Genomic DNA, 17,332 nt, shown 5'->3' on the forward strand with positions numbered 1-17,332 from the left:
GCCCGTCGCCCAGCAGCATTGTGGACATGACGGCGATACGAATCCGGGGGCTGCGCAAGGCCTACCCGAAGATCCAGGCGGTCGCCGGTATCGACCTGGACATCGAACGCGGCGAGGTGTTCGCCTTACTCGGCCCGAACGGCGCCGGGAAGACCACGACCGTGGAAATCCTTGAGGGACACCGCAAACGCGACGACGGGACGGTGTCCGTGCTCGGTGAGGACCCGGGTAGCGCCGGGCGGGCCTGGCGTGCGCGGATCGGCATGGTCCTGCAGACCGCCACCGACGCGGCCGAGCTGTCCGTGCGGGAGACGGTCCGGCATTTCGCGCGGTACTACCCGCGGCCCCGCCAGCCGGAGGAAGTGATCGAACTCTGTGGCCTGCGGGAGAAAGCGGGCGCACGGGTGAAGGGGCTCTCCGGTGGGCAACGCAGGCGGCTCGACGTCGCACTCGGCATCATCGGCACGCCTGAGCTGCTCTTCCTCGACGAGCCGACCACCGGCTTCGACCCCGAGGCACGCAGGCAGTTCTGGAGCCTGATCCAGAAACTCGCCGCGGACGGCACCACGATCGTGCTGACCACGCACTACCTCGAGGAGGCCGAGGCGTTGGCCGACCGGGTCGCGGTGATCGCCAAGGGTGCGGTGGTCGCCCAGGGCGCGCCGGGTGAGCTGGGGGGACGTTCGCAGCGCGAGGCCGTTGTGCGCTGGTTCGACCGCAACGGTGAACAGTCGGTGCGCACGCCGACGCCCACGAAGCTGATCGGTGAGCTCTCCTCTGGGGGTGGGGAGCTCGCCGGTCTCACCGTGACCCGCCCGTCGCTCGAAGACGTCTACCTCGACCTGGTCGGAGAAGCCCGATGACCACTCTCGCACTGCCGTCGCCGCTGGCGATCGGGCTCGCCCGTGGCCTGACCGAGCTGAAGTTGTTCTTCCGCAACAAGGAACAGGCGATCTTCACGTTCGCCTTCCCCGCCGGGATCCTCGCCGTGATCGGCTCGGTGTTCAGCCAGCCCTACGGGGACACCGGGGTCGAGTCCAACCAGGTGCTCGCCGCGAGCATGGTCGGCGCGGGCATCATCGCGACGTCGTTCGTGAACCTGAGCGTGAGCGTCGCGCTCGACCGGGAGGACGGCACGCTGTCGCGGCTGCGCGGCACGCCGATGCCCGCGATCTCCTACTTCATCGGCAAGATCATCCTCGTTCTCGTGGCGAGCGTCGCCGAGACGGTCCTGATCCTCGCTGTCGGCGTCGGCATGTACGACCTCGACCTGCCGACCGCGCCCGGCAAGTGGCTGACGTTCGCGTGGGTCTTCGTGCTCTCCGTCGTGAGCTGCTCGCTGATCGGCATCTTCACGGCGTCGCTGGCGAAGTCCGCGTCGAGCGCGTCCGCCGTGGCGAACCTGCCGTACGTGGGTCTGCAGTTCATCTCCGGCGTCTACATGAACCCGATCACGTGGCTGCCGACGGGTATGGTCACAGTGGCGTCGTTCTTCCCGATCAAGTGGTCGGCACAGGGCTTCCGGTCGGTGTTCCTGCCGGACAGCATGATGAAGTACGAGATGGCGGGAACATGGGAACTGGGCAAGACCTCACTGGTCCTTGGCGCCTGGTGCGTCGTCGGTCTCGTGCTGTGCCTGATGACGTTCCGGTGGAGCAACACCCGCCGGTGACCGATGACGCGGGAATGCGTTACTTCTGGCTGTGGGACGTGTTCTTCTCGTTCGTCTACGTCATGGTCGTCTCCTTGGTGCTGTTCGTGGCCGAGGAGGCGACCACGGCGGAGCGGGCGGGAGCGGTCGCGCTGCTGTCCGTGATCGCGGTCTGCTACGCCACCTTCGCGAAGCGGTTCATCATCGCGGAGCGGTTCGGCTGGCAGCTCAACCTGTTCGCGGCCGTGCTGTTCCTCGGGGTCGCCGGGTCGGCGTTCCTCGTCCCGTACACCCAGTACGCCTTCTTCGGCGTGATCCCGCTGCTGTTCATGAGCATGCGGCTGGCCGTGGCGATCGCGCTGGTCGCGGTGTCCATCGGCTTCACCACGTTGTTCGCCACCATCGGGGACCCGGACGCGAACTGGACCAACAGCGCGCTGGCGATCACCATCAGCGTGATCTTCTCGGTGATGATCGGGATCTGGATCGACAAGGTCGTCCAGCAGAGCACCGAACGCGCCGAGCTGATCGCGAAGCTGGAGGCCAGCCAGGCCGAGGTCGGCAGGTTGTCGCACGAAGCGGGAGTCGCGGGTGAACGGGAGCGGCTGGCTGGCGAGATCCACGACACCCTGGCTCAGGGCTTCACCAGCATCATCACCCTGGTGCAGGCCGCGGAATCGGAACTCGGCCGGGACGAGGCCCAGGTGCGCAAGCACGTGGCGCTCGCACTGCGCACAGCACGCGAGAACCTGGCCGAATCCCGTGCGTTGGTCGGCGCGCTGGCACCGGCCGAGCTGACCGAGAGCTCCGTGGTCGACGCGATCCGGCGCCAGGCCGCCAAACTCGCCGAGGAGATCGGGGTCGCGGCCGAGTTCGTCGTGCAAGGCGACCGGCGTCCGCTGCCGACCGGGGTCGACGTGGTGCTGTTGCGGGCCGTGCAGGAGTCGCTGTCCAACGTGCGCAAGCACGCGTGCGCCACTTCGGTCGAGATTGTACTGTCCTATCAGGACAAGTCGATCGTCGTCATCGTGAGCGACGACGGTGCCGGCTTCGACGTGTCCGAGCCGACGAGCGGGTTCGGGTTGCGCGGGATGCGGTCCCGGATCGACCAGGTCGGCGGGTCGTTGTCGGTGACCAGCTCGCCCGGTTCGGGCACGACGGTCGAACTGGAGGTGTGCACGTGATCAAGGTGCTGCTCGTCGACGACCACCCCGTCGTGCGGGAAGGACTGCGCGGCATGTTGGACGCCGAGCCGGACCTCGCGGTGGTCGGCGAGGCCGGGTCGGGCGAGGAGGCGGTGGCGCTGGCATCGGCCCTCCGCCCCGACGTGATCCTGATGGACCTGCGGATGCCGGGCCTCGACGGCGCCGGAGCCACCGAGAAGATCATGTCCTCGAACACCGGCAGCCGCGTCATCGTGCTCACGACCTACGAGACCGACGCGGACATCCTGCGCGCGGTCGAAGCGGGCGCGACGGGGTACCTGCTCAAGGACGCGTCCCGTGCCGAACTGGCCGGCGCGATCAGGGCCGCGACCCGCGGTGAAACCGTGCTGGCGCCGTCGGTCGCCGGACGCCTGATGCGCCGGATCCGCCAGCCCGTGCAGCAAGCGCTGACCGCACGGGAGATCCAAGTGCTCCGGCTGGTCGCGAAAGGACAGACGAACGCGGAGATCGGCGCGTCGCTGCACATCAGCGAGACCACGGTGAAAACGCACCTGCTGCGGGTGTTCAACAAGCTCGGGGTCTCCGACCGGACGGCAGCCGTCACCACCGCGATGGAACAAGGCGCCCTGTAAAACCTCGTGAGTGTTTTCCGGGGTCAGAACCCGGAAAACACTCACGAGGGTTGTCAGCCGAGTTGGTCGACGACCCATTCGATGGAGTTGGTCAGGGCCGTGACGTCGTCCGGGTCGATGGCCGGGAACATCGCCACGCGCAGCTGGTTGCGGCCCAGCTTGCGGTACGGCTCGACGTCGACGATCCCGTTGGCGCGCAGCGCCTTGGCCACTGCGGCCGCGTCCACGTCGTCGGCGAAGTCGATCGTGCCGACGACCTGCGAGCGGTGCGCCGGGTCCACCACGTACGGCGTGGTGTACGCGGTCTTCTCGGCCCAGGTGTACAGCCGCGACGACGAGTCCGCGGTGCGGCCGGTCGCCCAGGCCAGCCCGCCGTTGCCGTTGATCCACTCGATCTGGTCGGCCAGCAGGAACAACGTCGCCACCGAGGGCGTGTTGTACGTCTGGTCCTTCACCGAGTTGTCCAGCGCGGTCGGCAGGGACAGGAACTCCGGCACCCACCGTCCACTCGCGCCGATCGAGCCGACCCGCTCCAGTGCGGCCGGGGACATCAGCGCGATCCACAGTCCGCCGTCGGAGGCGAAGTTCTTCTGCGGCGCGAAGTAGTAGACGTCGAAGTCCTCGGCCTTGACCGGGAGACCGCCCGCGGCGCTGGTCGCGTCGACCGCGATGAGCGCGTCACCGGAACCCCGCGGCCGAACCACCGGCATGGCCACACCGGTGGACGTCTCGTTCTGCGCCCAGCCGACCAGGTCGGCGCCTTCGGCGTAAGCGATCTCCGGCGCGGTGCCCGGCTCCGCCTTGACCACGATCGAGTCGGACAGGAACGGCGCGTTCTGGGTGACCTTGGCGAACTTCGCGGAGAACTCGCCGTTGGTGAAGTGCTGCGCCTTCTCGTTCACCAGGCCGAACGCGGCAGCGTCCCAGAAGGCGGTGGTTCCGCCGTTGCCGAGCACGACCTCGTAGCCGTCCGGCAGTGCGAACAGCTCACGCAGGCCCGCGCGGACCCGGCCGACCAGGGACTTGACCGGCTTCTGGCGGTGCGAGGTGCCCATGTAGGCGGCACCCTCGCCAGCCAGGCGGGCCAACTGCTCCGGCCGCACCTTGGACGGGCCGCAGCCGAAACGGCCGTCGGATGGCTTGAGCTCGGCGGGCAACTGCAGCGTGGTCGGGTCAACGGTCTGCGTCATGGCGCCTCTTTTGGATCTCATCTGGATCGAAACGAACTGCGGCGGTACCGGCGCCGTTGCCGGGGGGTAACCAGTTTGTCATGGGGCCTATCGGCGCGTACCCCACCCGTGAGGGTCGACACCTCCGGGGATCGGCGCGGCCGGATCGTACGGGCGACGGGTGAAGATGAACGTCGCCAGGTCCAAATGGGACACCGCACCGCTCGAGTCACGGGCGATCTTGAGCGTTTCCCCAGCGTAGTAGGCGTCGATCCCCACCCAGGTGCCGTCCCCGGCAGGGCGGAAACGAGACGCCCGGCCCGCGCCCTGGACGGGCAGGAGCTCAAGCCACGCCTGGTCGAGCAGCCGCAACTGGTACACAGTCGGACCCCAGTACCAGACGCCCGTGAGGTCCAGCAGGTCCGGATTCACGGTCGTGGCCGGTGCCCACTCGGCCGGCAGCACCGGCTCGTGCTCGTCGGCGATTTTCATCAGATCGTATGAAAGTCCGACAATGCCGACCCCGGCCGTGCTGTTGGCCAGGACGAGCGCGCCCGTTCCGCTGCCGGTGTCGGTGAGCGCACACGCGAGGAACCCGGGCATCGACCCGGTGTGCCCGGCCATCCTGCGCCCGGCGTCCCGCGTGACCTGCAGGCCGAGGCCGAACCCCATCAGCCAGTTGTCGCCGTCGTCCACCGTCACAGGCGTACGCATCTCAGCCATGGTGTCAGGGTGCAGCACGTCCCCGGTGTCCCCGGCCATCACACGCAACCAGCGCGACAGGTCGTTAAGTGTCGACCAGAGCTGCCCGGCGGGCGCCATGGCACCGGCATCGGGCGTCGGTTCCGGCAACAGCACGTCGGCGTGCGGGTGGACAGCCCACCCCAGTGCGTGCGGCGCCTCCGGGTGCGGGCTCGTACGAGTCATCCCCAACGGCGCGAGGAGCTCGGCGCGCACAGCGTCCAACCAGCTCATCCCGCGATAACGGGAGACGAGCTCACCCAGCACACCGAAGCCGACGTTCGAGTAGTGCAGCTTGCTCCCGGCACGCAGCACGACGGCCTCAGGACCGAGGCTGGCCTGCAACGCGGCCCAGTCGGAACCGAGTGAGCGCTCCCACCAACTGCCAGGAGACTCGGAGGTGAGCCCGGACGTGTGCGACAGCAACTGGGCGATCGTCCGGTCACCGACGACAGTGCCCGGAACGTGCTTGTCGAGCGGATCGTTGAGATCGAGTTTGCCCTCGTCACGCAACCGCATGACGAGAACGGCGATGAAGGTCTTGGTGATGGACCCGATCCGGTACTGGGTGTCCAGGCCGGGCAGCTCACCGTCAACCCGGCCACGCGACCCGGACCAGACCAGGCCGTCCCCGCGCACCACCGCCGCGACCAGAGACGGGGCACGGCACGTGGCCTGCTCGTGCGCGACACGGCGGAGAAGGGCCAGCTCAGTGGTAGGCAGCATGTCGTGATTCTCGCTTGTCAGCCCAGGAGAGCGCCCACGCCTAGGGCATCAACACAGCCTATGGGCAGAATGTCCCGGTGAAGTGGACAAAAGCGTTCCAGCACGTCGAAGCCCTGGCGGCCGCCTGCGACGAGGCGAGGAGCCTGCCACTGAAGGTGACGAGCCTGTGGATCCACGGGCCTTTTCTGGATTCGAGGGCGGACCTGGACACAGTGGACGTGGCACTGGCGGTGGACCTGCCGGAGGTGCCATGGCTCTCGCAGCCCCAGGGTGCGTCCCACTGGGCCAACGCGACCCGGCTGTCCCGCAACCCGTTCACAGCGGTGTGGCGGTCAGCGGCGATCCCGGTCTGGAACCACCGGGTGGTCCGGCCGGTGCAGGTGTGGGACGCGGACGAAGGCGTCCGCACCGAAGCCCTGGCAGCGATCCGCGAGGACAAGGCGGACGCGTTCCGGTTGGACGCACCGAGCCCAGACCAGCGAAGAAGCCAGCTCGAAGCGGAACTCAGGACAAGCCTGGCAGCCATGCGGACCAGCGCACAGGCATACGAGAAGAAGCGTTGGAGCCCGGGAAAGCTGGAGCCGGTGGCGGACCACCTCCACGCCGTGACGAGCGGCTACCTGGATCTGCTCGGCGCCACCGGAGACTAGTGGTTGCGAACGGGAGTTCGTGACCACTAGGCCAAAGCCTCGTCCAACCAGTCCTGGTAGTCGGCAGGGCCGTACAGGTAACGACCCCGCCCAGCGGGCATGTCGGCCAGCACCAGCGATCCCAGCGCGGTCCAGAGAGGAGCGTGCTGGTCGTACCCGCTGCGGTCGGTGTACCGGGGAGTGGCCCAGTTGGCCGCCTCAACCGGGCTGACCTCCCCCGAAACAAGCCCGGTCAGCAACCGCACGGCCTCAGCGAAAGTGGCGTCCAGATCGGTCACGCTCTGATTGTGCTGGATCACGCGCCGTTTGTGGTGTGATTTCCCAGCATCGCGCAAGACCGCACCAGCGTGCGCGGTCATCGGCGGAACGGGGTGACCGAGGTTTACCCGTTCCGCCGACCGCGGATCACGCCAAGGCGGACGTCGGCGTCAACCGAGCGGCCCGCATGGCGGGATACGCACCGGCGATCGCACCGACCAGCGCCGAGATCCCGACCCCGCCGAGCAGGGCCAACGGCGGCAGCACCGCGGGCCAGCCCTGGCTGAGCGCGTACCCGGCCGTGACACCGACGCCGATGACCACGCCGACGACGCCCCCGAGGCCCGACAGGATCACCGATTCGGCCAGGAACTGCCCGCGGATCTGCCGCCGGGTCGCGCCCAGCGCCCGGCGCAACCCGATCTCCCTGCGTCGTTCGAGCACCGAGATCACCATCGTGTTGGCGACTCCGACGCCGCCGACGAGCAACGCGACACCACCCAACGCCAGGAACAGCGCGCTGAAGGACTGGTCGACGAGTTTCTGCGCGGCCAGCGCCTCCGAGGGCAGCGAGACGTCCACCTCGTTCGGGTGCTCCGGGCTCACCGTCGCCGCCATGATGTCCCGCACGGACTTCACCTGCGAGTCCTGCGCACGGGCGTAGACGGTGGTCGGGTGGCCGTCGAAGCCGAGCCGTTCCTTGGCGGTGTCCCAGCCGACCAGCACCGACCGCTCGATCTCCGGTGCCAACGGCATCGCGTTGAGGATCCCCACCACCGAGAACCACTGCCCGCCGATCCACACCTGCGGCGGCGCGGCCGGGTCGACGTGGGAGATGCCCAGCCGGGTGGCGGCGACCGAGCCGAGCACCACGGCGGGGAACCTGCCCGAAACGCCGTCCAGGAATTTTCCACTGTAGACAGACCCGTTCAGCACCCCGAGCAGGTCCGGCTTCGCCGCGTACACGGCCAACCCGGACGTCTCGTTCGCCGCCACCTGGTCGTTGCGGCGAACGGATCCCTTGATGTTCCCCGTCGCCGAGGCGCCGGTCACCGGGCCGATCCGCTTCACCATCGGCACCGCGGTCTCCGGCAGCTTCGCGTCCCCGCCGAAGAACGTCTGGCCCGGTTTGGCCACGAGCAGGTTCGGCCCGAGCGCGGCGATCTGGTCGGCCAGCGCCTTGCTGCTGGACGCGGGAATGCTGACCACGGCGATCATCGCCGCGATCCCGATCGCGATCCCCAACGCCGACAACACCGCGCGCAACGGACGCGTCCGCATCCCGTGCACGCCAAGGCCGAGCATGTCCCGCGAACCGAGCCGCCGCGGCGACGGCAGCGGCTCGGCGTCCGGTGGCCGGTCGATCACCGCGGTCATGCGGCCACTCCTGTGTCCAGGCGCAACATGCCGTCACGCATCTCGATCCGGCGGGGCATCGACGCGGCGATGTCGTTGTCGTGCGTGATGATCACGATCGTCGTGCCTGCCGCGTTCAACTGGTGCAGCAGCGAGAGGATCCCGGTGCCGGTGGTGGTGTCGAGGTTGCCGGTCGGCTCGTCGGCGAGCAGGATCGCGGGGCGGTTGACCACCGCGCGCGCGATCGCGACTCGTTGCCTTTCCCCACCGGACAGCTCGTTCGGCAGGTGCCACGCCCTGCCGCCGAGACCCACCTGTTCCAACGCACCCAGCGCGATCTTTCGCCTGCGCCGCGCGGAAACCCCCGCGTACAGCAGCCCGGTCGCCACGTTCTCCACGGCCGGGATGCCCTCGGTCAGGAAGAACTGCTGGAACACGAACCCGATCCACCGCGACCGCAACGCCGAGAGCCTGCGGTCGTTCAGGCGCGCCACGTCGTGCCCGCGCACCTCGACCCGGCCGGACGTCGGGGTGTCCAACGTGCCCATCAGCTGCAACAGGGTGGACTTGCCGGAGCCGGACGGTCCGACGATGGCGAGCAGCTCACCCTGGTCCACCGACAGCGACACGTCGCGAAGTGCTCGCACACCACCGGGATACGCCTTCTCGGCGTTGCGGACAGCCAGTACCGGGGTCACGACGTGGTCACCACCCGCATGCCTTCCCGCACGTCCGGCCCGCTCACCTCGACCTTGCCGTCGGCGAACAGACCGGTCTTCACCGGGATCAGCCGCCGCGACTCGCCTTCGACGACCTGGAGCGCGTAACCGCCTTCGGCCAACGCGAGCAAGGCACCGACCGGCACGGTCAGCACGCCCTTCTGGCTGCTCACGGTGAACCGGACGTCGACCGTGCTGCCGTCCGGCGCGGTGACCGAACCCGCGTCGTCCAGCGAGATCGACACGTCGAACTTGCTGTCCGGCGACTGGCCGGGTGCCGGGTTGTTGTCCGGCGGCGCCAGCGTGACCTGCTTGACGGTCCCGGTCACCTGCTTGCCGCCGATGTTCACCGTGACCTTCGAGCCGGGCTTGGCGCTGTCGCGCTGCTCGGCCTTGATCTGCGCGATCACCCCACGGCTGCCGCCTGTGTACTTCAGCACATCGGTCGTGCCCTGTGCGCCGAGCGACGCGACGATCGTGCTGACCCGGAACGAGTCGGGGGTGATCACCACGTCGCCGACCGCGATCGTGCCGTTCTGGTCGAGCTTGTTCGCCTTCTGCCACTTCTTGACCGCGTTCGCGGTGGCGTCGGTGAACTTCTCGTCCGGTGTGCCGAACCCGCCGTAGCCCAGCGCTTTGAGGTTCTCCTCGATCAACTTGACGTCCGGGCCGTTGGTCATGCCGGGGCCCACCGGCCGGTACAGCGGGATCTGGCCGTGGAACAGCGGCACCGGCTTGGCGTCCACCTGGTACACGGGCTTGCCGCGGTCCAGCACGTCGCCGATGGCGGGCAGACCTGTGATGGTGCCCTGCTTGCGGCCGGGCAGTGTGGTCTCGGCGCCGTAGCCGAGCTTGCCGCTCACGCTGCGCCGGTCGGCCAGGTCGGCCTTGGTCACCTGGGTCGTCTCAGCGGGTGCCGGTGCCTGCGGTCCTGCCACGGCCTTGCCCGTGCCGACCTGGGTCAGCACGACCGCGGCACCGACGCCGAGTGCGACGACGGTGGCTGTCCCGGCGATCATCCAGCGAGCACGGCGTCGCCTGCGCAACCGCTGTGGTCCTTGCTCGCTCAATTGCCGCCGCCGCTCGTCCGGCCGGACGCCACGCCCATCCCGCATTCCTTGAACGCCTTGTCGATCTTGGCCTGGTCACTGCCCATGTCGAGGGTCATGCCCATGCCCGGGTTGTTCGGGTCGGGATCTGGCATGTTGATGCCATGGTCACGCATGCACTTGGCCTGCTGGCGTTGCTTGTCCAGTTCCTCGGGTGACAGGGGCTTCGGCTTTCCGCCGTTGGGCAGGATCTTGTTGCACACCTCGCCGGCCTTTTCCATCTTCTGCATGGTGGACTCGTTGAACTCCAACGCTTCCGCAGTGCCGTCGGCCTTCGGCTCCGGCATGTCGACGCCCTGCTCGCGCATGCATTTCCGGTACTCCCGGAACTTGTCCTCGTCGGTCTTGTTGTCGTTCGCGCTGTTCTGCGCACCACCCGGCTTGCCGTCGCCGAGCGACGCGACCTTGTCGCCGCCGTTGTCGCCGCCGCCGCACGCCGTCGCGAGCACGAGCAGGCCGGTCACGGCGGCGAGCCGCCATTTGGCTCCCATGTGATCTCCTTTCGCCCGGCGGGCCCGGCCCCCGACAGTCCGGGCCCGCCGGTGGTCATTTCTAGGCACCGACCGGTTCGGACCCGCTAAGCGAAAGCGCTTATCTCGCGCTTAACCGCAGATCGGCGACACTGTCCTCATGCGAGTACTGGTCGTTGAGGACGAGCGGCTGCTCGCCGACACCCTGGCCGACGGGCTGCGGCGGCTGTCCATGGCGGTGGACGTCTGCTACGACGGCGACGCGGCACTCGAGCGTGTCCACGTGCACGGTTACGACGTCGTGGTCCTGGACCGCGACCTGCCGAAAGTGCACGGCGACGACGTGTGCCGATCGCTCGTGAACGCGGGCGGCGAGGCCAGGGTGTTGATGCTCACGGCCGCGGGCGACGTGACCGACCGGGTCGCGGGCCTGCGGCTGGGCGCCGACGACTACCTGACGAAGCCGTTCGCCTTCGACGAGCTGGTCGCCAGGGTGCAAGCGCTTGCGCGCCGGGTGAGACCCGCGCTCCCGCCGGTGCTCCAGCGCTCCGGTGTGATCCTGGACGTGCCACGCCACCAGGCGTCCCGCGACGGCAGGCACCTGGCGCTGTCCCCGAAGGAGTTCGCCGTGCTCGAAGTGCTGATGCGCGCGGAGGGTGCCGTGGTCAGCGCCGAGGATCTGCTGGAGAAGGCGTGGGACGAGCACACGGACCCGTTCACCAACGCGGTCCGGGTGGCGGTGATGACCCTGCGGCGCAAACTCGGTGACCCGCCGGTGATCGAGACGCTGCCCGGCGCGGGTTACCACCTCCGGTGAAGCGCTGGTCGGTCCGTACCCGCCTGACGGTCATCTACGGCGTCGTCTTCATGCTCGTCGGCATCGTGCTCGTGGTGGTCAACTACCTGCTGGTGCTCGGCGTACTGCCGCAACCCGCGTCGTTCGCCACGACGATGGCACCCGTTGCTCGCGGGGACGCCTACGACGACGCAGGTGGCATAGCGATCCAGCGAGTGCCGACGCCGGTGCAGCAGACGATCGAACTCGCGGCGACCGACTACCGGGCGTCCACGCTGCAAAGCATGCTGCTGACCTCGGGCATCGCCCTGGTGGTCGCTGGTGCGATCGCGGTGTTCGCGTCCTGGTACATCGCCGGGCGTGTGCTGCGGCCGGTGCACATGATCACAGCGACCGCGCGCAGGTTGGGCGCGGAGAGCCTGAACCGGCGCATCCACCTGGAAGGCCCGGACGACGAGCTGAAAGAGCTGGCCAAGACGTTCGACGGGATGCTCGAACGCCTGGCGTCGGCCTTCGACAGCCAGACCCACTTCGTCGCCAACGCCTCGCACGAGTTGCGCACTCCGCTGGCCGTGCAGCGCACGCTGGTCGAGGTGGCCATGGCCGACCCGGCGGCCACGCCTGAGCTGCGCAGGCTCGGCACGCACCTGCTGGCGACCAACGAGCGCAGCGAACGCCTGATCGAGGGCCTGTTGGTGCTCGCACGCAGCGACCGTGGGCTGAGTGGCCGTGTTCCCGTGCGCCTGGACGAGGTGGCCAAGACCGTGCTGGTCGGCTGCATCGGCATGGCCGACGAGCACAACGTGACCATCCACAAGACCATCCGGCAGCGGACCGTCGCCGGTGACCCCGTGCTGCTCGAACGGCTGCTCATCAACCTCGTGCACAATGCGATCCGCTACAACAAGGCGGGCGGCTCGGTGACCGTCGAAGTGGGCGATTCCCCCGCGGTCCGCGTGGTCAACACGGGACCGGTCGTGCCGGTCGAGGCGTTGCCCGGGTTGTTCGAGCCGTTCCGCAGGCTGGAGCGGACCGCCACGTCGGGCGGATCCGGGTTGGGGTTGTCGATCGTGCGTTCGGTGGTCAAGGCGCACGCCGGGTCGATCGGCGTCCTGGCCCGGCCGTCCGGCGGACTGGATCTGCGCGTCGACCTGCCGCCGTCGTCCGCCCCGGCGGCACCGGCTCCGCACAACACCGTTACAGCGGGCTGATGCGTCGAATCGCGAACAGTCACAACGAAATGATCATTGTCACTGGCGCAACCCGCCCGCACGTCAACGCACAAGCGGATGAACATGCCGTGAAGTGACTGGTTGCCAAGGAGATCCGGCGTACGCCGATCCGGTGCCCCACGACCGTCGAACTTCGTCCACTACGTGACCGAACTCGCTTTCCTCCCTTCTGCCCAACCAAAGTAGGAAGTAAGGGAGTGCGCTTTCGCTGTGGATGCGGGAAGATCGATGGCGAGTATCTCGCTGAGGCGCGGCGCGCCTCCGCCGTCAAGCGGACGCGCCGTAATAACGTCACAAAGTCAGCGAGGTGAAGTCATTCGGGAGGCTTGAGGTGCGCGCGCTACGAGTTGTCGGGCTCGGAGAGGATGGCAAGACTGTCATCCTCGAAGACCCGATGCGTGGCGAGCGTTTCCAACTGCCCGCGGACGAGCGGCTGCGTGCGGCTGCCCGTGGCGACGTCACCAGACTCGGCCAGATCGAAATCGAGCTGGAGAGCCAGATGCGCCCACGTGAAATCCAGGCCCGCATCCGCGCGGGCGAGTCCGTCGCCCAGGTCGCCGAGGCGTCCGGCCTGCCCGAGGACAAGGTCGAGCGGTTCGCCTACCCGGTCCTGCTCGAACGATCCCGCACCGCCGACCTGGCCCAGCGCGCCCACCCGGTCCGCGAGGACGGGCCGGACGTGCAGACGCTCGGCGAGGTCTGCGCGCACGCGTTCGGCCTGCGCGGCCAGGAGTACTCCGAAGCAGTCTGGGACTCGTGGAAGAACGAGGAGAACAAGTGGGTCGTCCAGCTGCGCTGGACAGCGGGCCGCTCGGACAACCGCGCCCACTGGTCGTTCAAGCCAGGAGCGCACGGCGGCACGGTCACCCCGCTCGACGACCACGCGCATGACCTGCTCGACCCGAACCCGAACAGGTCCTTGCGGACCGTGCGCCCGGTGACGGAGCTGGCCAGGCAAGCGCTTGCGATGGAGACAGCGCAGCGCCCGCAGCCTGCTCAGGAGCCGGTGTACGCGGAGCCCGAGCCGGTGGCACAGCCCCCGCAGCCCGAGCCCGTGGCCGCCCAGACGCAGCCGGTCCACCAGCAGCCGGAACCGGAGCCGGTCGTCGAACCGGTCCAGCCACCGGTGGCCCCGCAGCCGCCTGCCGAGCCCGCGGCTCAGCAGCAACCGGAGCCGGAGCCCCAGCCGGTCGCCGAACCGGTCCCTCAGTCAGTCGCCGAGCCCGAGCCCGTGGCACAGCCGGAACCGGCGGCGGCGACCAAGCCGGTGCAGGAGGAACTGGTCCCGGAGCCGGAGCCCAAGCCGGACGCGGCCAAGGAGAAGCCCGCGCCCCGGCGCGGCAAGAAGAAGAACCACCCGGTGGTGCCCGCCTGGGAGGACGTGCTGCTGGGCGTCCGCTCCAACCGGGGCTGACAGGCAGAACCGGTGGGGGTGTTCCAGCTGGAACACCCCCATCGGTGTGTTCAGCGCCAGATGCGCGACGGCCAGGTCCCGCGGTTGCTCACATCGCCGACGAACTGGACGCTCTCCGCCAGCCGCACGAGGTATTCGCGTTCGCCCCGCATGGCGTCAGTCGTGACCACCAGCATGTAGCCGGGGATCACATCCGGGACCTTGACCACGTTCGGTTCGACAGACGCCGCTCGGCCGCGGACGGTCGTGTGAGTCTGGAGGCCCTTCTCCGTCGGTGCCAGGAGCACCGAAATGGTCGACGCCCCGGCCTGGGTCGAGTGGGTGAAGTCCACTGACCCCGTCGGTGTGCTCACGTAGGCCGAGATGGCACGCAACGTCAGGGAGTCGTCGCGCGGCACGGTGAACGGCACGGACATCGGCTTGACGACGGGCCGCACTGCCTGCGCGATGTAGTGCAACCGCTCTTTGATGTTCGGGAACGTCGCGTGCGAGCGAACGGTCGCATATCCCTCACCCGGCCACTTCCACATCAGCGTGCCGAGGTCCTCGCCTGTCCAGTATGCCTTCCTACCGTTGACGTCCGGGGCGGCATTGCGCATCTCCGCATCGCCGGGAACGAGGCCAGGTCGGAGGACCTCGACCTCAGCCGTGCCCGCGCCGCCGTCGGTGCGTGTCAGCACGACAGTCTGGGAGGTGGTGGTGCTCGTGTAAAACCGCGGCGTGAACCCACCAGCTGTACCCACCTCGACCAACTGCTCGATCACGCCATCTGTGGATTTCGCCGGAGGCACCTGCTCCGACAGGTTGCTGACCACCGCGGGCACACCGAGCCCGGCGAGCACCGCGAGGCTGGCGGCGGCCGCCACACCGGCGATCACCCGGCGCCTGCTGGTCCGGCGGCCCGCCTGCTTGGCCTTGGCGATGTCCACGCCGGTCCGGATGTCCGGTTCGACGTCCCGCAGCGGCGCGAGCAGTTGCCTGCCTTCGTCCTCGTGGTTCATGCTCGTCACCTCCCATCCAACAGGCTCAACGTATGGTCACCCAACTGTTTTCGGAGTGCGGCCAGGCCGTGCGAGGTCTGGCTCTTGACGTTGCCCTCGGAGCAGTTCAACGCGCCCGCGACCTCGGCGACCGACATGTCGTAGAGGAAGCGGAGCACCAGCACGGCCCGCTGTTTGGGCGGGACCCGGCGCAACGCGGCGTGCAGGACCTGGCTGGTTTCCACGTCCGGCCCCACCTGGGGCGTCTCCGGCAGCTCGTCGACCACTCGTGTCCGGGAGAACCAGCCGGTTCGCTGCTCGTTGAGGAATGTCCGGACCACGATCGTCCGTACGTAGGCGTCGAGGTTGTCGGCGACACGGGCCTTGCGCCAGTGCACGTACAACCTGGTGATCGCGTTCTGCACGATGTCGTCCGAGCGATGGCTGTCCCCGCAGAGCAGGTAGGCGATCCTGCGCAACGCGGGCAGTCGCGCCGTCACGTACTCGGTGTAATGCTCTTCGTCTGACGCTCGCACAGCCCACCCCCTTTGCCTGGAGGACAGCACCTGCAGCGGTATCGGTTGTGTGACGTCCGTCATATGCGCCATGTCCAGACTCCTCCACGGTAGCTTCCGGGACCGAACAGCGCCTCGCACGCCTCGCGCAGCTGTTCCTGTCGTTCGTGTGGCCCGAGCACGACCACGCCCGCCCGCCAGAACCGCAGGTCGGCCAGGGCCTGGTCCCGCTGGACCGGTCCGATCGCCCGCCGCTCGCCCCTGGCGATCGCGTCCAGCAGCTCGGAGGTCGGTCGCCGCACAGCGCCGTAGTGCCCTTCGCGGCCGCGGCCGGGGCCGACGAAATACCCCTCGGCCAGCGGGAAGCCCATGCCCGCCTCGGTCTGCCAGTGCAACGGCTCCGAGTTGCCGGGGCTCGCCGGAGGCACCATCACCACTGACCGGCCCGGCTTCGCGTCGTCTCGCCACACGCCTTCGGCGAAGTACGCGGGCACCCCGGGTCGTTGGTGGACGGGCAGCGGCGTCGGCGTGATCGGCAGCAGCACCGCGACGAGCGTGCCGAACCACAGCAGCCGCAGCGGGATGTGCGTGGCGTTGTCCGCGAGGGTGATGATCCGCTGGCAAGCCATCGCGAGCAGGATCCCGATCGTCGGCACGCACGCCATGGCGAAGCGGGCGCCGAGCAACGAGTCGTAGAGCGGCAACTGGGACACAGCCAGCCACGGCAACGGCAGCCAGGTCTCCTCGCCGTTGACCTTCAGCAGCCAGCCGAGCGACAGCACGGCCATCACGGCGGCGGTGATCACGAGCGCTCGGGCCGCCGCGACCCGCCACAGCCAGATCGCCAGCACGACCACCAGGATCACCAGCGGCCAGCCGAAGAACGCGTTCTCCTCGGTGGGGTTGATCGAGATCCGGCCGGCCGAGTCGGGATCACCGGCGATCGAATAGCTGCCGAACGCCGTCATGGTGGCCAGGTCGTTGCCTGCGCCGCCGTGCCCCATGCTGGTGTAGCTCTGCGGCCCGAAGAACTGCTGCCACAACGGATACGCCACGATCGAGGCCGCGACCAGCCCGGCGATGCCGATCCCTTTGAGCAGATGCGTGCTCAGCACCGACGGGCGGGCGAGCCCGTAGACCACCAGCGCAGTAGCGGCGATCAGCAACGGCTCCTCGCCGAGGAAAACCTGGTACGCGACCAGCAGCCCGAGGATGAAGCCGTTGCGCAACAGGCTTTCCCCGCGTGCCAACCGGATCACCCGCGCGACGATGAACGGCAGCACGAACAACGCGGTGAAGTTCGGGTGCGCGGTGGCGTGTGTGATCATCGGCGGGGCGAACGCGCAGAACGCGCCGCCGACCGCCGCGCCGATCCGGTTGTCCACCAGGTACCGCGAGATCACCCAGTACCACCCGGCCGCGCTGCCCGCGACTCCCCCGGTGAGCACCACGAGGAACGTGGTACCGGGGCCGAACAGCCACGTGATCGGCGAGAGCGGGATGCCGAGACCCAACACGGATGTGTTGGCCATCATGTTCACGCCGAAGGGGAAGTTCTGCAGCGTGCTGTGCAGTGCGTCACCGGGCGAGCCCGCGGCGACGGCGAAGAACCACTCGAACAGGTTCTGGTCGTGCCCGCTGTTGGTCAGGTAGGACGCTCCCACATCAGTCCACATGCGACTGTAAAGCAGCACAGCCGCCAGGACGTAGCAGCCGAAGACGAACCAGTCCGTCGCGTTCAGGCTTGC

General features: G+C 68.6%; 18 protein-coding genes. 8 read left to right on the forward strand and 10 right to left on the reverse strand.

The genetic code is table 11. The annotated features are described in order from the left end of the window. Positions 1-26: 26 nt before the first annotated feature. The 4 genes from ALI144C_RS28135 to ALI144C_RS28150 are packed head-to-tail and all read left to right on the forward strand — an operon-like array spanning position 27 to position 3,449. Positions 27-863, forward strand: coding sequence for an ABC transporter ATP-binding protein (locus ALI144C_RS28135; protein WP_143230917.1), 837 nt, complete (start codon positions 27-29; stop codon positions 861-863). Next, positions 860-1,672, forward strand: coding sequence for an ABC transporter permease (locus ALI144C_RS28140; RefSeq protein ID WP_076990201.1), 813 nt, complete (start codon positions 860-862; stop codon positions 1,670-1,672). Before ALI144C_RS28135 ends, ALI144C_RS28140 begins: the two co-directional genes overlap by 4 nt. Continuing rightward, on the forward strand, positions 1,669-2,835 hold the full coding sequence (locus tag ALI144C_RS28145; protein WP_083753497.1) for a sensor histidine kinase: 1,167 nt from the start codon (positions 1,669-1,671) through the stop codon (positions 2,833-2,835). The genes ALI144C_RS28140 and ALI144C_RS28145 overlap by 4 nt, the downstream gene beginning before the upstream one ends. Beyond that, positions 2,832-3,449, forward strand: a complete 618-nt coding sequence (locus ALI144C_RS28150; protein ID WP_076990502.1) for a response regulator — start codon at positions 2,832-2,834, stop codon at positions 3,447-3,449. Before ALI144C_RS28145 ends, ALI144C_RS28150 begins: the two co-directional genes overlap by 4 nt. Positions 3,450-3,502: 53 nt before the next feature. Here the strand turns inward: ALI144C_RS28150 and serC are convergent, their stop codons facing one another. Both serC and ALI144C_RS28160 read right to left on the reverse strand, forming a co-directional pair. Further along, positions 3,503-4,639, reverse strand: coding sequence for a phosphoserine transaminase (gene serC, locus ALI144C_RS28155; protein ID WP_076990202.1), 1,137 nt, complete (start codon positions 4,637-4,639; stop codon positions 3,503-3,505). A gap of 87 nt (positions 4,640-4,726) precedes the next feature. Beyond that, positions 4,727-6,085: a serine hydrolase domain-containing protein gene (locus ALI144C_RS28160; protein ID WP_076990203.1), complete on the reverse strand. Its 1,359-nt coding sequence runs from the start codon at positions 6,083-6,085 to the stop codon at positions 4,727-4,729. A 77-nt stretch (positions 6,086-6,162) separates the two neighbouring features. Here ALI144C_RS28160 and ALI144C_RS28165 point away from each other — a divergent pair, with 77 nt between their 5' ends. Next, the gene (locus tag ALI144C_RS28165) at positions 6,163-6,735 is read left to right on the forward strand and encodes a DUF7711 family protein (protein ID WP_076990204.1); all 573 of its coding nucleotides are present in this window, start codon (positions 6,163-6,165) and stop codon (positions 6,733-6,735) included. Positions 6,736-6,761: 26 nt separating this feature from the next. Here the strand turns inward: ALI144C_RS28165 and ALI144C_RS28170 are convergent, their stop codons facing one another. The 5 genes from ALI144C_RS28170 to ALI144C_RS28190 all read right to left on the reverse strand — a co-directional run bounded on the left by ALI144C_RS28170 (position 6,762) and on the right by ALI144C_RS28190 (position 10,668). After that, entirely contained in the window at positions 6,762-7,013 is a 252-nt protein-coding gene (locus ALI144C_RS28170; protein ID WP_143230918.1) for a hypothetical protein, read from the reverse strand. 127 nt (positions 7,014-7,140) lie between these two features. Continuing rightward, positions 7,141-8,370: an ABC transporter permease gene (locus ALI144C_RS28175; protein WP_076990205.1), complete on the reverse strand. Its 1,230-nt coding sequence runs from the start codon at positions 8,368-8,370 to the stop codon at positions 7,141-7,143. Then, positions 8,367-9,047, reverse strand: a complete 681-nt coding sequence (locus ALI144C_RS28180) for an ABC transporter ATP-binding protein (protein ID WP_076990206.1) — start codon at positions 9,045-9,047, stop codon at positions 8,367-8,369. The genes ALI144C_RS28175 and ALI144C_RS28180 overlap by 4 nt, the downstream gene beginning before the upstream one ends. Beyond that, on the reverse strand, positions 9,044-10,183 hold the full coding sequence (locus tag ALI144C_RS28185) for a peptidoglycan-binding protein (protein WP_237774348.1): 1,140 nt from the start codon (positions 10,181-10,183) through the stop codon (positions 9,044-9,046). The genes ALI144C_RS28180 and ALI144C_RS28185 overlap by 4 nt, the downstream gene beginning before the upstream one ends. Next, positions 10,135-10,668, reverse strand: a complete 534-nt coding sequence (locus ALI144C_RS28190; RefSeq protein ID WP_076990207.1) for a hypothetical protein — start codon at positions 10,666-10,668, stop codon at positions 10,135-10,137. The genes ALI144C_RS28185 and ALI144C_RS28190 overlap by 49 nt, the downstream gene beginning before the upstream one ends. A gap of 139 nt (positions 10,669-10,807) precedes the next feature. Between ALI144C_RS28190 and ALI144C_RS28195 the strand changes: the two genes are divergently transcribed. The 3 genes from ALI144C_RS28195 (at position 10,808) to sepH (ending at position 14,089) form a co-directional block, all read left to right on the forward strand. Beyond that, on the forward strand, positions 10,808-11,464 hold the full coding sequence (locus ALI144C_RS28195) for a response regulator transcription factor (RefSeq protein WP_076990208.1): 657 nt from the start codon (positions 10,808-10,810) through the stop codon (positions 11,462-11,464). Further along, positions 11,461-12,654, forward strand: coding sequence for a sensor histidine kinase (locus ALI144C_RS28200; protein ID WP_143230919.1), 1,194 nt, complete (start codon positions 11,461-11,463; stop codon positions 12,652-12,654). The genes ALI144C_RS28195 and ALI144C_RS28200 overlap by 4 nt, the downstream gene beginning before the upstream one ends. 352 nt (positions 12,655-13,006) lie before the next feature. Further along, positions 13,007-14,089: a septation protein SepH gene (gene sepH, locus ALI144C_RS28205; protein WP_076990209.1), complete on the forward strand. Its 1,083-nt coding sequence runs from the start codon at positions 13,007-13,009 to the stop codon at positions 14,087-14,089. Between the two features lie 50 nt (positions 14,090-14,139). Here sepH and ALI144C_RS28210 read toward each other — a convergent pair whose 3' ends face one another. Genes ALI144C_RS28210 through ALI144C_RS28220 form a run of 3 tightly spaced genes read right to left on the reverse strand, consistent with a single transcriptional unit; the run spans position 14,140 to position 17,260 of the window. Next, positions 14,140-15,090, reverse strand: a complete 951-nt coding sequence (locus tag ALI144C_RS28210) for a hypothetical protein (protein ID WP_076990210.1) — start codon at positions 15,088-15,090, stop codon at positions 14,140-14,142. Positions 15,091-15,095: 5 nt separating this feature from the next. Then, positions 15,096-15,605, reverse strand: a complete 510-nt coding sequence (locus ALI144C_RS28215; RefSeq protein ID WP_076990506.1) for a SigE family RNA polymerase sigma factor — start codon at positions 15,603-15,605, stop codon at positions 15,096-15,098. A 59-nt stretch (positions 15,606-15,664) separates the two neighbouring features. Next, on the reverse strand, positions 15,665-17,260 hold the full coding sequence (locus tag ALI144C_RS28220; RefSeq protein WP_143230920.1) for a glycosyl transferase: 1,596 nt from the start codon (positions 17,258-17,260) through the stop codon (positions 15,665-15,667). Between the last annotated feature and the right edge of the window lie 72 nt (positions 17,261-17,332).

The sequence above is a fragment of the Actinosynnema sp. ALI-1.44 genome, assembly GCF_001984155.1.
Lineage (GTDB): Bacteria > Actinomycetota > Actinomycetes > Mycobacteriales > Pseudonocardiaceae > Kibdelosporangium.

Coding starts and splice junctions, on each gene's coding strand:
- ALI144C_RS28135 (WP_143230917.1), top strand. CDS start 27: ATGACGGCGATACGAATCCGGGGGCTGCGCAAGGCCTACCCGAAGATC.
- ALI144C_RS28140 (WP_076990201.1), top strand. CDS start 860: ATGACCACTCTCGCACTGCCGTCGCCGCTGGCGATCGGGCTCGCCCGT.
- serC (WP_076990202.1), bottom strand. CDS start 4,639: ATGACGCAGACCGTTGACCCGACCACGCTGCAGTTGCCCGCCGAGCTC.
- ALI144C_RS28160 (WP_076990203.1), bottom strand. CDS start 6,085: ATGCTGCCTACCACTGAGCTGGCCCTTCTCCGCCGTGTCGCGCACGAG.
- ALI144C_RS28175 (WP_076990205.1), bottom strand. CDS start 8,370: ATGACCGCGGTGATCGACCGGCCACCGGACGCCGAGCCGCTGCCGTCG.
- ALI144C_RS28185 (WP_237774348.1), bottom strand. CDS start 10,183: ATGCGGGATGGGCGTGGCGTCCGGCCGGACGAGCGGCGGCGGCAATTG.
- ALI144C_RS28190 (WP_076990207.1), bottom strand. CDS start 10,668: ATGGGAGCCAAATGGCGGCTCGCCGCCGTGACCGGCCTGCTCGTGCTC.
- ALI144C_RS28195 (WP_076990208.1), top strand. CDS start 10,808: ATGCGAGTACTGGTCGTTGAGGACGAGCGGCTGCTCGCCGACACCCTG.
- ALI144C_RS28210 (WP_076990210.1), bottom strand. CDS start 15,090: ATGAACCACGAGGACGAAGGCAGGCAACTGCTCGCGCCGCTGCGGGAC.
- ALI144C_RS28220 (WP_143230920.1), bottom strand. CDS start 17,260: ATGTGGACTGATGTGGGAGCGTCCTACCTGACCAACAGCGGGCACGAC.